The sequence below is a fragment of the Arthrobacter sp. StoSoilB22 genome, from assembly GCF_019977315.1.
GTDB lineage: Bacteria > Actinomycetota > Actinomycetes > Actinomycetales > Micrococcaceae > Arthrobacter.
The window spans coordinates 389,542-405,327 of the sequence record NZ_AP024652.1; the positions used below are offsets into that span (position 1 = coordinate 389,542).

Consider the following 15,786-nt stretch of genomic DNA (forward strand, 5'->3'; position numbering starts at 1 on the left):
GCCGTGATGTCCCCGGTGGCTGCAGCTCCAGGTTTCTTCTGTGCCAACAGCGCCCGCGTGCGCGGCGACTCGATGGCAGGCACGGCGTCACCGGGCACGGTCTGGATCCTCATAGAGCATCGGGCCGGATGGCCGCCCAGTGGTTTCGAAGGCCTTGATCTTGAGGCCGGAACCAAAGCCCTCGTTTCCACGGCAGCCCGGACGGCTGGTGCAAGGGTCCTCTTAGTGCGACGTCCAGGCCCCCGCCCGCGGCACGGTCCAAAACGTTGGGCAGTACTGCGTTATGAGAGCTCCGGCGCCCATCGGCAGCTCTGGGGATCGTGGGAGCAGGATGCGGACCTCGCGGGGATCGTTCCTGCATTGGCATCCCCCGGAGACCCTGGACTCCCGCCGGTCATCCTGATCTGCGCGCATGGCCGGCATGATCCCTGTTGCGCAGTGCGTGGCCGGCCGGTGGGGCGTGCGCTGGGCGAGCGTTGGCCGGACCTGGTGTGGGAGTGCTCCCATGTTGGCGGTGACAGGTTCGCTGCGAACGCCGTGCTGGCTCCGGACGGTGTGTATTACGGAGGTCTGGACGCCGAGTCGTCCGTAGCCACGATTGAGAGTCATTTCTCCGATCGCATCCACGCAGAGTATTTGCGCGGGTACACGGACCTTTCCCCGGTGCAACAAGCGGCCATTGTGGCCGTGCTGGCCCGTTTCGGTCCTGCCGGCCGGCACCACTATGTGGTCACGGAAACCGTGCGCGACGGCGAACTGTGGCGTGTTCAGATCACCGGCAGGCCGCCCCGCCCGGCGAATATCACGGTGGACCTGCTGGCCCGCCGCTCCGTGCCGAGCCAGCTCACGTGCTTGGCGCCGTCGACGGGTTCTGTTGTGGTTTACGAGCCGACGTCAGTCCGGTCTGCCTGACGAAACGGCCGTCAGCCTCTCCCTGGGGGGGCCTCACCTCTCCTGGGGGCCTCACTTCTCCCCGGAGCCTCAGCGCGGTTTCGTTTCCTCGGGTCGATCCATGTCCAGGGGCGAGCCGTCCAGGGGCGAGCCGTCCAGTGACGTGTCGAGCAGGCTGGGTGGTTTGGGCACGCGTGCCAGGAGGAGGCAGACCACCGTCAGCCAAGCGACCGCCACGGTCAACACCTCCGCCCATACCGATGCTCCGAGTTCCATGTAGAGATCATATGGCTCTTACAGGCAAAACTGTAAGTAGCCTTACTTTGTTGTGACGGGTAGAGGTCATGCAGCGCTCCACTAGGCTTGGAGCATGACTCAGGCAGGACGAAAGTAGTGGCGAAACGCGGCAGGATCAGTAAGTCGCAAAGGTCGACGGCGGGAGTCGTCGAGGTGCCCACAGGCACCCGGCCTGACGGTCCGGTGGCGGGGGTCTACTACATCGATACCGGCGATTGCGAGTTGCTTCAGGACCAGGACAACTCCAATGGCTGGCTGCTCAAGATCAACGGCGTCATGAGCTCGCACATTGACCTCTCGGATCCGCTGTACCTCGATTTTGAGTACATGCGCTGGATTGCGGCGCTGGTGGAATCCCGGTGGCCCCGGGAGCAGAAACCCAAATTGCGTGCCCTGCACCTGGGCGGGGGAGCTTGCTCCATGGCGCGGTATTTCCATGCCGCCTATCCGGAAGCGCGTCAGGTGGTTGTTGAGCTCGATGGGAAGCTGGCCGAATATGTGCGTGGCTGGTTCGACCTCCCCAAAGCACCTATGCTGCGGATCCGTGTGGGTGAAGCACGGCAGGTCACCGAGTCCCTTACCCCGGACAGCCGGGACCTTATCATCCGGGATGTTTTCGCCGGGGCCTTCACACCCCGCGCCCTGACCACCAGGGAGTTCACAGCTCATGCGGACTCAGTCCTGGCCCCCGATGGACTGTATGTGGTCAATTCCGGCGACGCCCCTGACCTCAAGAACGCCCGGGCCGACGCCGCCACCATCGCGGACACGTTCGAGCACACCATGATCATTGCCGATCCCGCCATGCTCAAGGGGCGACGCTACGGCAACATGATCATGGCCGGCAGCCACGCGCCGTTCGGCGACGACCCCACGTTGGCCCGGAGGCTCCTGGGTGGCGGGGTCCCGGCACACATCTGGGACGACGCCAAAGTCCGTGCTTTTGCCCAGGGAATCCCGGTGCGGCACGATCCCGTTACCGTGGAGACGCTGGGGGAGGGCCCTTCAGCTTCGGCTGAGTGAGCTGTTCCAGGCTTCCCACAAGTGGGCGTAGCGGCCCTCGGCTGCCAGCAGATCCTGATGGGAACCCGACTCGACCATCCGCCCCTGCTCCATGACCACCACGGTGTCAGCCGAGGCTGCTTGGGACAACCGGTGCGCGATCACCACTGAGGTCCTTCCGGCCAAGGCTGCTTCGGCAGCCTGATCCAACATGTGGGCCGATCCCGTTCCGGCCTCAGCTGTAGCTTCATCCAGGACTGCCAAGGGTGGGTCTTTTAGCATCAAACGTGCAAGGGCCAACTGCTGCGCCTGCTCGGGAGTGAGCTGGTGGCCCCCCGCGCCCACGGCAGTCTCCAGTCCGTCGTCGAGCGTTTCAACCCAAGTAGCCCCAACTGCCTCCAGCACCTGCGTAAGTTCATCGGCGGACGCGTCCGGTTTGGCGAGCCTGAGGTCCTGGGCGAGTGTGCCCGAGAAGACGTGCACCTCCTGGCTGACCATGGCGATGCGCTCGTGGAGCTCTGACGGGGCAGCAGCGGCGGAGTCCAGCCTGCCCACCCATGCTGTCCCGCTGTAAGGGTGTTCCAAGCCCATGATGACTTTGGCGAGGGTGGTCTTCCCCGCGCCTGAGGTGCCCACAATGGCCACTCGCTCCCCGGGTTGCACCGTGAGGGAGACTCCGTGGAGAGCGGGCCGCTGACCGGGGTAGGCGAAGGTGACGTTGTCCAGGACGATGCCGGCATCAGAGGCCGGTGACGAGGATCGGGCGGTGGTTGGCCCTGCAGCCATGGTGAGCCCAAACATCCTGCCCAATCCGGCCGCGGCTTTCTGAAGCTCATCGAACTGCCCCAGAACCAGCCCGATCGGATCGAACAGCCGGTAGAAGTACAGCGCCGCAGCAGTGGCCGCGCCGATGGTCACGGTTCCCTCGGCGTGAAGCCAGAACCCCACCACCAGGACTGCGGACAAGCCGATGAGTTCGGCCAAGTTGAGGCGATTGTAGAAGCGGGTCAGGTAACCCACCCCGCGCAGCGAATGGCCGATGTTCTCCCGGGACGCGGCCGCCACCAGATCAGCGTGGCGAGAGCCAAGGCCCAGCGCCACAACAGACGGCGAACCGTGCACGGTCTCAATGATCTGCTCGGTCCGGTTGGCCTCAGTGATACGAACGGTCCGGTAGATGGGCGCGGTTCGCTTGAGGAACCACCGCAGGGTGAAGACCTGCAGGGGTGCCGCCACGAGCACGGCCACTGCGAAGCGCCAGTCGATCACGCCCAGGCCCAGCAGCGTCACGGCGATGGTGAAGGCAGCGCTGGTGAACGCCGGCAGCACGCCAGAGATGGCCTCGCTGACGGCTTCAACGTCGCCGGACACGCGGGCCACGACGTCGCCGATGCCCGCCTTTTCCAGCTGGGCGAGCGGCTTCCGGACGGCGGCGGAGAACACTTCCTCACGCAGTCCGGCGAGGGCTTCCTCGCAGATCCGCGCCAGCAGGTTCTGGCCCAGAATGCCCAGCAAGGCGCCGAGTCCACCAGCAACCAGCAGCCCGATTGCCAGCCAGAGCAGGGGCATGACGTCCCCGCCAGAGGCCGCGATGTTGACCATCACACCCAAAATTGCCGGGGCCGCCAATCCGCAACAGGACGCCGCCAGCAACACCACAATGGTCAGCGTGAGCCTGGCCGGGCGTTGCGCCAACAGGCGCCACATGGCCCTCCGGGTCTCACGTGGCGTGGCAATGGGCAGGATTTCCGCGCTCATGAGCCCACCACTGCACGGTAGCCGGCGGACGTGGCAAGAAGCTCCCGGTGCGTTCCGGTTTCCGGTGGCCCATCGGCTCCGCCCACCACCACCCGATGGCAAATGCCCAGCAGTGTGGGGCTCGTGGTCACCAGCACCAGGGCCTTGTCCGGGAAGTTGCGCAGGCCATCGGCAATGACGGCTTCGGTAGCGGTATCGACGGCGGTAGTGGGGTCGTGCAGGACAATCACCGCTTGCTTCTGGTGCAGCGAGCGGCCGAGCACCAGTCGCTGCCGCTGGCCTCCGGAGAGACTCTGGCCGTGCCCGGTGAGAACAGTTTCCGTGCCTTCCGGTAGTTGCGAGACAAAGTCCTCGACGGCGGCAGCCACCAGGGCGCGTTCCTCAAGTTCCGTGCTGGCCACCGCCACGTTTTCGCGGACACTGCCGCGGAACAGGACGCCATCGTGGCGGTCGGCGAAGACCCGTGAACGAACGTGTTGGGGGTCAAGATGGGCGGCATCGCGGCCATCGATGGATATCAGACCCGGGGGAGCCGGTGTGCGGAAGCCGAGAGTGTCAACGAGTTTCCGCGCTTGGTCACCGTCCGGAAGAACGACGCCCACGATTTCGCCGATTGACGCAGTAAAGGGCGGGAACACGCTGTTGTCTGCCTTGCCGCTGAGTTCGAGCAGCGGCGCTGGGTCCCCGTATGGCGCTGGTTCCGTCGGCGAGGTGAGTGTTGCCGCTGAGCCAACTGCCGCCGTCGTACGTTCTTCCGCGTTCCGGGCGGGTACAGCGTTTGGTTCCTCAAGCAGGACTGCGATGCGTGCGGCCGAAGCGCGTTTGCGTGCGAGTTCCACGCTGAGGAAACCCAATGACGCCATGGGTCCTTGAACGAATTGGGCCACGCCAACAACGGCCACCAGTTCCCCCACTGTGATGGTTCCTTGAACGGCGAACCAGGCTGCGAAGAAGGCGATACCGGCCAGGAAAGCTGCGGACAGGGCTGTGCTGGCTCCTGTGTAAGCGGACTTGGCGCGAATGGCTTTCAGGGCGGAAGTGAGGGATTCCCGGCTCGCGGCACGGTAGCGCGCGATGGCCGCATCCTCGGCACCAAGGCCCTTGAGGGGTCGCGATCCGGTGATGAAATCGGTGGCAAGGGCGCCGGCCCGAGCAGCCGTGGACTGCTCCATGTCGCTGCGGTTCTCGAGCGGTTTAGTGAGCCGGTGCATCACCAGCAGCATGACCGGGGTTGCCAGGAGAACGGCAAGGCCCAGGGGTACCGAGATTAACAGGAGGGTAACGGCCGAGGTGATCACCCCGGCCGCGGCAGCCAGACCACCGCTGATCAGCCAGGACAGCCCGGCCACCCTGTCGGCGTCGGAAGAAGCAATGGCCACAATTTCGCCGGGTGCCCGCCGCGCGGCCATGCCGCGGTGGTGAAGTGTCCGTTCCACCACCAGTTGCCGGAGGTCATGGGAGCCGTAATTGAAGGATCGCTCAGTGGCCAGCGTGCCCAGGCGCCACGACAAAGCAAGCACAACGAACACCACAGCCAAGGCGCCCAACCATCTCAGGAGGGCGCCGACGTCGTTCGGTTCAATGGCGTTGTCCACCGCGGCGCCGATAGTTGCCGGCACCAAAGCCTCGCTGATCTGATGCAGGGCAAGTCCGGCGCAGCCCACAAGCAATAGCCTCCAGCGGCGATTGGCGAACAAGGTGAGGGTGAAGAGACGGGAAACAGTCCAAGGTGCTCGCTGTTTGAGCCCGGGCGGGCAGGACGTAGTGGCAGAACCGGAGGGCATGCTTAACATAGTAAGGCTTGCCTAACATCGAGAACGTCGGATGGCCCACCAAGCCCGCCACCCCGGGCACGCTATTTAGCCCCCAGCAACTCCTCCCGCCGGCTCTCCGTCTCCTCCCGCAAGACCTGCACGACGGCGGCAACTGCGGGGCGGCGCATGGAGTCCGGGCGGAGGACCATCCAGTAGGGGAGGAGCTCGGCGAAATCCGAGGGCAGGAGCCGCACCAAATCAGCGTGCCGGTCAGCCATGAAGCACGGCAGAAACCCGACGCCGGCCCCGGCGCGGGTTGCCTCAACATGGACGAACACATTGGTTGAACTCAGGCCGTCGCGCATGGTGGGGACCAGCCGGCGGGGCGCATCCAGATCGTCCACTTGCAGCATCGAATCAACAAAATAGACCAGTTGGTGCTGAGTGAGCTCCTCAATGCTTGAGGGTGTCCCGTTGTCTGCCAGGTAAGCGCGTGAGGCATACATCCCCAGCCGGTATTCGCCGAGTCTGATGGCCTCAGCCCGGTGCACTTGCGGCGTCCCCACCACTACTTCGATGTCCAGCCCCGAGCGTTGTTGCAACGCCCTGCGCGTTACTGTGACGATCTCAACGCTGAGGCCGGGGTGCTGGCTTCTCAAGCGCGCCACGGCCGGAGCCGCGATATACGCGCTGAAGCCATCAGTCGCGGTCATGCGTACGACGCCGGTAATGGGGTCGGGTGCCCGGTGGCTGGGGCCCAGCGCGCCCACCGCAGCCTCGATCCGTTCCGCGACCAACACAGCTTCGGCTCCCAGCTCCGTCACCTCCCAACCACCGGCCGCACGCGCGAGGACCCTGCCGCCCAGAGCCTTTTCCAGCGCCGCTATCCGGCGCGAAACGGTGGTGTGGTTCAGTCCCAAGGCTTGTGCCGCCGTCGTAAATTTCCCGGAGCGTGAGACGGCCAGGAGGATGAGAAGGTCGTCGGGGTTTGGATTCATATCTGCAATTTTGCACATACTCAGTGCCACTTTGGTCATTGAGTGCGGAAGAATCTGCAGCAATACTCAGTGGAGCATGTCGTGTTGTGGATCACATCACGTTCACAAGGGTCAAAGAGGACACTGAGGAGATGGATATGAGCGTAGAGCAGCGCTCCGCATCAAGGGCAGGGAAAGGCGCCGGCGAGGGTTCCGGACTTAAGAAGATCGTCGCGGCGTCAATGGTGGGCACCGTGGTGGAGTGGTACGAGTTCTTCCTGTACGCCACCGCCGCCACGCTGGTTTTCGGCAAGTACTTCTTCCCGAGCACCGGCAATGAGTTGGACGGCATCATTCAGGCCTTCATCACCTACGCGGTCGGCTTCGTGGCCCGTCCGCTCGGCGGAATCGTCTTCGGCCAGATCGGCGACAAGCTGGGCCGCAAACCCACCCTGCAGCTGACCATCGTGATCGTGGGTGTTTCCACCTTCCTGATGGGCTGCCTCCCCGGCTTCATGGACATCGGCTACTGGGCGCCGGCCATGCTGGTGGCTCTCCGCTTCATCCAGGGCTTTGCCCTCGGCGGCGAATGGGGCGGCGCTGTGCTGCTGGTGGCTGAGCATAGCCCCAACAAGTCCCGCGGCTTCTGGTCGTCGTGGCCGCAGGCTGCAGTACCGGTGGGCAACCTTCTGGCCACGCTGGTCCTCTTCGTCATGTCCTCCACGCTGAGCAGCGAAGCGTTCCTCGGCTGGGGCTGGCGCGTCGCGTTCTGGCTCTCCGCAGTGATCGTCTTTGTGGGCTACTACATCCGCACCCACGTCACTGAAGCTCCCATCTTCCTCGAAGCCAAGGCACAGGTGGAGGAGTCCAAGGCCATCAGCTACGGCGTAGGCGAGGTCATCCGCAAGTACCCCAAGGGCATCCTTCAGGCCATGGGTCTGCGCTTCGCGGAGAACATCATGTACTACCTGGTGGTGAGCTTCGCGATCGTCTACCTCAAGAGCGTGCACAAGTACGACACGTCCTCGCTCCTGCTGGCACTCCTGATCGCCCACGTCATCCACTTCCTGGTCATCCCGCAGGTTGGACGCCTTGTGGACTCGTGGGGACGCAAGCCCGTATATCTGGTGGGTGCTATTACCGGCGCAACCTGGCCGTTCTTCGCCTTCCCCATGTTCGATACCAAGAACGCCGTGGTGATCGTGCTCGCCGTGACTATCGGCCTGTGCCTGCACGCCTTCATGTACGCAGGGCAGCCGGCCATCATGTCCGAGCTCTTCCCCACCCGCATGCGCTACTCCGGTGTTTCGCTCGGCTCGCAAGTTACCTCGATCTTCGCCGGCTCACTCGCCCCGCTGCTGGCAACCCAGTGGCTCAAGGACACCGGATCCTGGGTTCCCACAGCGATCTACCTGGTGGTCGCCTGCGCTATTACCGTCGTCGCAGTCGTTTCGCTCAAGGAAACCAAGGGCATCGCGCTGCAAGAGGTGGACGAAGCCGACGCCATCCGGCACGGTCTGACACCGGCCTCCGCAACCTCGAAAGGCTAGTTCCATGGACAACTCCTTGAACGGACGCAAAGCACTGGTGACCGGCGGTGCCAGCGGGATCGGGGCCGCCTGCGCCCGTGCGCTCGCCGCCCGCGGGGCGAAAGTAGTAGTGGCCGACGTCGATGCCTCCGGAGCTGCGGCCCTCGCCGACGAGCTGGGCGGCACTGCCTGGACGGTGGATCTGTTGGATGTGGACTCACTGGCCGCGCTGAGCCTCGACTGCGACATCCTGGTCAACAACGCCGGCATCCAGAAAGTTGCGCCGATCGAGGAGTTCGAACCCGCGGAGTTCCGGCGGATTCTGGCCCTGATGCTGGAGGCCCCGTTCCTCCTCATCAGGGCCGCGCTCCCGCACATGTACGCCAACGGGTTTGGCCGGATCATCAACATTTCGTCGGTCCACGGGTTGCGGGCCTCGGCCTACAAGAGTGCGTATGTCTCGGCCAAGCATGGGCTCGAGGGCCTCAGCAAGGTTACTGCCCTGGAGGGTGGCGAGCGCGGTGTCACCTCGAATTGCATCAATCCGGGCTATGTACGCACGCCCCTGGTGGAGAAGCAGATCGCCGATCAGGCGCGGCTCCACAAGATCCCCGAGGCGGAGGTCCTGGCCAAGGTGATGCTCACAGAGTCCGCCGTGAAGCGGTTGGTGGAGGTGGACGAAGTGGCGTCGTTGGCCGCCTGGATGGCCTCCGACGACGCCGGGATGGTCACCGGCGCGAGCTACACCATGGACGGCGGCTGGTCGGCCAGGTAAGGCGCCGCCGGGTTAGTTCTGGCCGCCGATGATGGCGTCGGCGTTGTCGAAGGCCCATGTCACCAAGGGAATGAGCAGCGTACTGAGCTCGCGGCCGCGTTCGGTGAGGCTGTAATCCACGCGGGGCGGGATGACGGGCTGTGCGTCGCGGCGGACCAGCCCGTCCCGCTCCAGTGTCTTCAGGGTTTGGGCGAGCATTTTCTCGCTGATGCCCTCAGCCCGGCGCCGCAGTTCGCTCCAGCGTTGATCGCCTTCGGATAAGGAAAGCAGGATCAGCACACCCCATTTGCTGGTGATGTGATCCAGGACTGTCCGGCTGGGGCAGCCTGCCGGGAAAACGCCGTCGGCGATGGTTGCCGGCAACCGCGCTGGAAGGTCACTTACTTTCATGTCAGTACCTTACCTTAAAGTGCGTACTAACTTTTGGGAAGTTTCTGGATGTAGGGCTCGTTGTCCACCATGACAGAGCAAGACTTCCGTTGAAAGGAACCACCCATGAGCATCGTTATCACTGGAGCAACCGGACAGCTTGGCCGCCACGTTGTAGAGGCGCTCCTGGAGCGCAACGTTCCGGCGGGGGACATTGTGGCCACCGGGCGTTCGGTGGAGAAGCTGGCTGACTTCGCCGAACGTGGCGTCACAGTCCAGGAGATGGATTACGAAAACCCGGCATCAGTCGCCGCGGCACTGAAGGGCGCCACCAAGGTGCTGCTGATCTCCAGCAGTGCAGTGGGCCAGCGCGTGGCGCAGCACCGCACGGTTATTGAGGCTGCCAAGGCGGAGGGCGTGGAACTGCTGGCCTACACCAGCATTGCCAACGCGGACACCACGGGCATGAAGCTGGCCGCCGAGCACCAGGCAACGGAGGAGCTTCTCAAGGACTCCGGCATCCCGTTCGTCCTGCTGCGCAACGGCTGGTACTTGGAGAACTACACCGAGCAGCTCCCGGGAACCCTTGCCCAGGGTGCCATTGCAGGAAGTGCCGGCGAGGGCAAGGTCAGCGCAGCCGCGCGTGCAGATTACGCGCACGCCGCGGCGGCGGTCCTGGTGGCGGATGACCAGGCCGGGAAGGTCTACGAACTCGGTGGGGACCACGCGTTCACCATGGACCAGTTGGCCTCTGAAATTTCCTCCGCTGCCGGGCGAGAGGTGACCTACAACGATCTTCCTGCCCACGAATACCAGCAAATCCTGGTGGGCGTGGGCGTGCCGGACGCCTTCGCCGAAATCCTTGCCGACTCTGATCTGGGAATTGCCCGTGGCGATCTTTTGGTCACAAGCGGTGATCTCCAGAAGCTGATCGGCCGCCCCTCGACTCCGCTGTCCGACGCCGTACGTTCCGCCGCTGCCTCCCTCTAGAACAACCCTCCGATTGGTGGTTGGTTCCAATGTTCGGCGAGAACATTGGAACCAACTGTCTCTTGGGTTTTCCACATAGGCAACTTTGGGTCTGATGTCCGGCGAAGGTGGCTGGAAGAGTGGCTTCATGGACGGAATTCGGCGATCGCAGCGGGCAACAGTGGCTTCGCCCCCACTAGTTTCTGCCGGTGTAGTGGCTTCTGCACCTACCGTGGCGGTTGCGTCCGGAGTGGCAGTCAGCGGAGGGAGCATCCGGGAGCTCGTCTTTGAGCTGGGGTCACTTCCGATCACCGCCGATAGCTCGGCGCTGATCGATGAGTTACGCGATTTTGAAGACCTGAAGTCTGCCATTTCAGCCCGGCAAGCCCGGATTGCAGTGGCGTTTGATCTGGCGCAGCGGGCCGAGCAGGCCCAGGCCGGGGTTCCTGCGGCAGAGCGTGGCATGGGCGTTGCTGCACAGGTGGCGTTGGCGCGGCGGGAATCACCCAATAAGGGGTCCAGGCTCTTTGGCTTCGCCAAAGCGCTAGTTACGGAAATGCCGCGAACCATGGCAGCACTGGAGTCGGGTCAGTTGAACGAGTGGCGGGCCACGCTGCTCGTGAAGGAAACAGCTTGCCTGTCCGTTGAGGACCGGGCATCGGCGGATGAGGAACTCGCCCCGGACGCCGGGACCTTCGACGGCACGGGCGACAAAGCCATCATCGCCGCTGCAAAAGCCGCCGCATATCGTCGTGACCCGCGGTCTGTGTCGCAGCGAGCCAGCCGTGCGGCTGCGGAACGTACGGTCAGCCTCCGTCCTGCGCCGGACACCATGACGTACCTCACCGCACTACTCCCGGTCGCCCAAGGCGTGGCCGTCTATGCAGCGCTGACTCGGACAGCTGATTCCGTCCGTTCCAGCGGGGACGCGCGGACCCGTGGCCAAGTCATGGCTGACACCCTGACTGAACGCGTAACGGGCACGTCGGGTGGCATTGCGGGCATCAACCTCAACCTCGTCATGACCGATCGCACACTCTTTCAAGGGGACCCCGAGCCCGCTCGGCTCGAAGGCTACGGAATCGTACCCGCTGAATGGGCAAGGGCACTTCTGGTTGATGAACAATCCGGGTATGAGGATCAGCTTCATGGGAACCTGGAGCCCACGGACCGCAGCGAATTTAGAGTGCTGCTCCGCCGCCTCTACACAGCTCCCAGCAGCGGCGAGCTCCTGACGATGGACTCAAAAGCACGGTTCTTCCCCCAAAAATTGAGACGCTTCATCCACATTCGGGACAACACGTGCCGTACTCCGTACTGCGATGCGCCTATCCGGCACATAGACCACGTCATTCCCTGGCATTCTGCAGGCAGCACCCACCTCAACAACGGGGCCGGGCTTTGCGAAGCCTGCAACCACACCAAGGAGACTCCGGGCTGGACCGCAAAGAGCATGCCCGGTGATGTGCACACGATCCGCGTCAGCACTCCCACCGGGCACAGCTACAAATCCAAAGCGCCACCTCTGCCGGGAAGCAAGTCCACACGCCTGAGAAACTAGACGAAGCCGGCAACTACTGCGCAGCCAGCGAACTACAGCGCAGCCAGCAAACTTCTGCGCAGCCAGCAAACTAGGTTGCCTTCACCATTGGCATTTGCGCCGTCTCGTCCACCAGCTCGGCCCGGCGGAGCCCGCCACCGCGGACCCACATCTTGTAGGCCACGAACAGCAACACCAGCCAGGTGCCACCAACGTACAAAGCAACACGCGTGTCCTCGAAGACGCCCAGGATCACGATCACCATGGCCATGAACGCCATGGTGAGAATGGAAGCGACAGGCCACAGAGGCGAACCGAATTCCGACGCCGGCAGGCCCTTGCGCTTGATCTCCCGTTTCATGGCAACGTGCGAAGCCAGGATCATCACCCAAACCCACACGGTGGCGAAGGTAGCGATCGAGGCAATGAGCACGAACACGTCCTCCGGAATCACGGCGTTCAACACGACGCCCACCAGCAGGATGCCGCCCATCATCAACACGGTCATCCAAGGGACGCCATGCCGGGAGATCTTGCTGAAACTCTTGGGTGCGTGACCCTGCTGGGCAAGTCCGAAGAGGATACGTCCGGCACCGAAGATGTCGCTGTTGATCGCCGAGAGCGCTGCGGTAATGACCACGGCGTTGAGGATATGCGGTGCGGCCGGGATCCCCAAGCCATCAAAGATCTGCACGAATGGACTACCGCTGCTGCCGATTTCGTTCCACGGGAAGATGCTCATCAGCGCGCCCAACGTCAGTACGTAGAACAACAAAACGCGGACGGGCACTGTATTAACTGCTTGCGGGATGACCTTCTTGGGGTTCGTGGCCTCGCCAGCCGTGATACCGATCGTCTCGATCCCGCCAAAGGCAAACATCACGACGGCGAATGCGGCCAGGAGCCCTTCAAAACCGTTCGGGAACAACCCGCCGTGATTCACGAGGTTCCCGAGTCCCGGTGCCACGCCGCCGCCGTCGCCCGTTTGGAAGCCGAACACGACGATCGCTGCACCGCCGACGATCATGGCGATAATCGCCACCACCTTGATCAGCGAGAACCAGAACTCGAGCTCGCCAAACACCTTCACGCTGAGCAGGTTCATGGCGCCCAGGAACAGGATGATTGCGAGTACCCAAATCCATCTGTCCACCTGTGGGAACCAGAAACCCATATAGATACTGAAGGCCGTGACGTCGGCGATGGCCACAATGGCCATCTCGAACACGTAAGTCCACCCGGTCACAAAACCTGCGAACGGTCCCAGGTACTTGGACGCGTATTGGCCGAAGGACCCGGATACGGGGTGTCGGACGGCCATCTCGCCCAGTGCTCGCATCACCATGAACACGGCCGCGCCGCCGATGATGTAGGCCAGCAGGACGGCCGGCCCGGCTTTTTGGATGGCGGAGGCGGAACCGTAGAAAAGGCCGGTGCCGATCGCGGATCCGAGCGCCATGAAGCGAATGTGACGGACGTTGAGGCCTCGGCTGAGCGCCGTACCCGCGGCGTGGAGGACAGAGCTCTCCACAGCCAGCTTGGTTTGTTGCATAGTAAAACCTTCTCGTCTTTGGGAAGGGATCGCTATCCAGCAGATCACTTTTGGACGACTTGTGATGGGACTCACGGGCCTTTGGTGTCTTTGATCGCAGACAGTCAGTGGTGTCGACTTTCGGCGTCGACATTCACAGTGGTAAAAGTCATAGTTCCCAGTCGGATATGATGACCGCGGACAGCTCGTCACCGGTCAGGCATCCCTCGCATCCGCGTCGCCCCCATTGAACTCCGTGCTGCCGCCGCATCCGTTACTTGGGGGACCCTTGTTTTCTTCATTCCGCGCTACCCGGCGCCGTGTTTCTGCTGCCCTGATAGCCGTTGTAGCTGGGGCTTCTCTGCTCTTCGCTGCGCCAGCCCAGGCCTATGACATTCCCGAATTCGAGGTGCCCCACGCCGCGCAGGCCCCCGTTCCGTTCGTGGAGCGGGCTACTGATACTGCCGGCGTTGTTGAGCTGTGGAAGACAGGTGGCCCCGCAACCCGTGCCGCTGCTGCGACCGCGCTGGTGGGTGGCGCAGATGCGCTTCAAGCATTCCTCGACGCCGGACAGGACGTCACTCTCGCCGCGGACCGCAAGCAGTTGGTCGCCGAGCTGACGACGCGGGGGAGTGCGCATGTTCGCTCATCTGCGCAAAAGATCCTGGCATTAAGCGACCCGGCGGCCATCGATGCTTTTCTCTCGACAGGTTGGGCCGGAGCGTGGCAGCTTGACCTTGATATCACTGCCTACAGGTTTCTAACTCTGAACGGCGCAATCCGAACGCAGGCCTCCGACAGTTTGGACAAAGGCGACCAAGCAATTGAGGAGTTCGTTCTCGGGGGCTGGCTGGAAGCCGCAGAGATAGACGACCGCCAGGCTGCGTTCCAACTCTTTGATTCTCCTTTTGTGGGTGTCCGCGCTGCGGCCAAGGCAGCGGTCATGACGGACGACAGGGAAATCGTTGCTGATTTCCTTCGCTACGGGCAGCTCGTTGCAGCCGACCGGGACGCTGAGTCGACGGCTGTTGCCGCGCTCCTTCAAAAGGTCAGATCAGACATTGCTTCGAACCCCAACGGCACCGCTGCGGTCGCGGACCGTGCGAAGACCGCTGTCGAACAAGCCCGGAGCACCGCCTCTGCGGCAAGGGCGGCAGACTCATCGCGGCTCGCGACAGACAGGGACCTCCTCTCATCGCAGGCCACACCGAGACGGATCGCGGACGAAACTCAAATGGCATCGCAGGAGCCGGCGAAGGCCGCCTTTGCAAAGGCGGCCCGTGAAATTCCGGAGCTCCTTACCAAGCTGGATGCCCCCGGAACCGACCTTGACGCGCTGATCAGCGAAGCCCGTCAGGCCACCTTGGATCTTGCCTTGGTGGGGACACCCAAAGTTCGGGAAGCCGCGGAAACGGCGCTGTCGGGTGGAGATACTTCCGTAAAAGCTTTCATCATTGAAGGCCACGCAGCAGCTATAGAGCTGGACGCCATTAAGCCGTCGGCATTCACCGCGGATCGACAACGCTCTTTCCAGCTTCTGGCAGTCGGAGGCGAATTTGTGGAGAAGGCCGCCAAGAAAGCGCTCGAATCAGTCAGTCACGCAGACGTCCGCTACTTCCTGGAATACGGTTTTGATCAAGCCCGGAATCTGGATAATCGCATCCAGACCAGTTATGCGTTGGATTCGACGCCGGAGGTTCGTGCGGCAGCGAGCGTTGCTCTTGACGGCAGCCGCGCAGATCTCGAGGCCTTCATGACCACAGGCCAGGCCGCGGCTGCGAATCGAGACGCGGCAACCACTGCCCACGTTGCCTCCATCGACGCCATGATCGCCGAGCTTGCCGGTTTGGCAGACACTGCAACCGTCGACGCCGGTAAGGCGGCTGACGCTGCCAAAGCCGCGGAAGCGGAAGCGGCTCGTCAAGCTGAAGCTGCCCGTCAGGCGGAAGCTGCCGCGGCCGCTGCTGGTGGACAGGCCGGGCAGGCTGCAGCCGGCCAGGTCGACGTTTCGCAACACTCCGGAACCGGAGTAGCCCCGATCGTCGTTCCTTGGCCGCGCGACTATGCTCCCGCCGTCGGGCTCGCCGAAACCGGTACGCCAGCCGAAGCGGCGGCAACACCTGCGGCAACTCCGTCGGCCATGCCCAGCATTTCAGTGCCGCCGGCCGCGTCGGCTGACAATGATGCCGCGTCGGTTGATTCGCAATCGCAGGAGGCAGCCACCCCGTTGGCCGCTTCGTCTGCCGGAATGAGCGGCTGGACCATTGGCCTCATCGTGGCGCTGGTCTTGGCTGCGGCCGGAGCCATCACGTTCCTGCTTCGGCGTAAGGGTGCCGCTTCCGCGTAAGGGCCGCGTTGCCTAGTGGTAGAGATTCGGGCTCGCTAAGGGAGTCC

The 15,786-nt window shown here is 63.4% G+C and carries 13 protein-coding genes; 7 read left to right on the top strand and 6 right to left on the bottom strand.

Annotated elements, in window-relative coordinates; genetic code table 11:
- Nucleotides 1-6 precede the first annotated feature (6 nt).
- On the top strand, nucleotides 7-912 hold the full coding sequence (locus LDN70_RS01930) for a ferredoxin family protein (protein WP_223942577.1): 906 nt from the start codon (nucleotides 7-9) through the stop codon (nucleotides 910-912).
- A 69-nt stretch (nucleotides 913-981) separates the two neighbouring features.
- Here the strand turns inward: LDN70_RS01930 and LDN70_RS01935 are convergent, their stop codons facing one another.
- Entirely contained in the window at nucleotides 982-1,167 is a 186-nt protein-coding gene (locus tag LDN70_RS01935) for a hypothetical protein (protein WP_142936968.1), read from the bottom strand.
- A gap of 117 nt (nucleotides 1,168-1,284) precedes the next feature.
- Here LDN70_RS01935 and LDN70_RS01940 point away from each other — a divergent pair, with 117 nt between their 5' ends.
- Nucleotides 1,285-2,211, top strand: coding sequence for a spermidine synthase (locus LDN70_RS01940; protein ID WP_223941558.1), 927 nt, complete (start codon nucleotides 1,285-1,287; stop codon nucleotides 2,209-2,211).
- Here LDN70_RS01940 and LDN70_RS01945 read toward each other — a convergent pair.
- From LDN70_RS01945 to LDN70_RS01955, 3 genes are all read right to left on the bottom strand, one after another.
- On the bottom strand, nucleotides 2,194-3,948 hold the full coding sequence (locus LDN70_RS01945; protein WP_223941559.1) for an ABC transporter ATP-binding protein: 1,755 nt from the start codon (nucleotides 3,946-3,948) through the stop codon (nucleotides 2,194-2,196). The genes LDN70_RS01940 and LDN70_RS01945 overlap by 18 nt on opposite strands.
- A complete protein-coding gene (locus LDN70_RS01950) occupies nucleotides 3,945-5,732 on the bottom strand; it encodes an ABC transporter ATP-binding protein (RefSeq protein ID WP_223941560.1) in 1,788 nt (595 codons plus the stop codon). Before LDN70_RS01950 ends, LDN70_RS01945 begins: the two co-directional genes overlap by 4 nt.
- A gap of 71 nt (nucleotides 5,733-5,803) precedes the next feature.
- Entirely contained in the window at nucleotides 5,804-6,700 is an 897-nt protein-coding gene (locus LDN70_RS01955) for a LysR family transcriptional regulator (protein ID WP_223941561.1), read from the bottom strand.
- 137 nt (nucleotides 6,701-6,837) lie between these two features.
- Here LDN70_RS01955 and LDN70_RS01960 point away from each other — a divergent pair, with 137 nt between their 5' ends.
- Together LDN70_RS01960 and LDN70_RS01965 are read left to right on the top strand one after the other, a co-directional pair.
- The gene (locus LDN70_RS01960; protein ID WP_166841149.1) at nucleotides 6,838-8,229 is read left to right on the top strand and encodes an MFS transporter; all 1,392 of its coding nucleotides are present in this window, start codon (nucleotides 6,838-6,840) and stop codon (nucleotides 8,227-8,229) included.
- 4 nt (nucleotides 8,230-8,233) lie between these two features.
- A complete protein-coding gene (locus LDN70_RS01965) occupies nucleotides 8,234-8,983 on the top strand; it encodes a 3-hydroxybutyrate dehydrogenase (protein WP_223941562.1) in 750 nt (249 codons plus the stop codon).
- 12 nt (nucleotides 8,984-8,995) lie between these two features.
- On the opposite strand, the gene LDN70_RS01970 is transcribed toward LDN70_RS01965, so the two are convergent.
- Nucleotides 8,996-9,373 (bottom strand): winged helix-turn-helix transcriptional regulator, encoded by a 378-nt coding sequence (locus LDN70_RS01970; RefSeq protein WP_142936962.1) that lies wholly within the window; start codon nucleotides 9,371-9,373, stop codon nucleotides 8,996-8,998.
- A 105-nt stretch (nucleotides 9,374-9,478) separates the two neighbouring features.
- On the opposite strand from LDN70_RS01970, the gene LDN70_RS01975 reads away from it, so the two are divergent.
- The gene (locus LDN70_RS01975; RefSeq protein WP_223941563.1) at nucleotides 9,479-10,342 is read left to right on the top strand and encodes an SDR family oxidoreductase; all 864 of its coding nucleotides are present in this window, start codon (nucleotides 9,479-9,481) and stop codon (nucleotides 10,340-10,342) included.
- A 94-nt stretch (nucleotides 10,343-10,436) separates the two neighbouring features.
- Nucleotides 10,437-11,882 carry an HNH endonuclease gene (locus LDN70_RS01980; RefSeq protein ID WP_223941564.1) on the top strand — a complete coding sequence of 482 codons (1,446 nt, stop codon included), beginning with the start codon at nucleotides 10,437-10,439 and terminating at the stop codon, nucleotides 11,880-11,882.
- A gap of 70 nt (nucleotides 11,883-11,952) precedes the next feature.
- Here the strand turns inward: LDN70_RS01980 and LDN70_RS01985 are convergent, their stop codons facing one another.
- Complete coding sequence (locus LDN70_RS01985; protein WP_223941565.1) at nucleotides 11,953-13,413, bottom strand: amino acid permease; 1,461 nt, start codon at nucleotides 13,411-13,413, stop codon at nucleotides 11,953-11,955.
- A gap of 268 nt (nucleotides 13,414-13,681) precedes the next feature.
- Between LDN70_RS01985 and LDN70_RS01990 the strand changes: the two genes are divergently transcribed.
- Nucleotides 13,682-15,739, top strand: a complete 2,058-nt coding sequence (locus tag LDN70_RS01990; protein ID WP_223941566.1) for an ALF repeat-containing protein — start codon at nucleotides 13,682-13,684, stop codon at nucleotides 15,737-15,739.
- Nucleotides 15,740-15,786 lie beyond the last annotated feature (47 nt).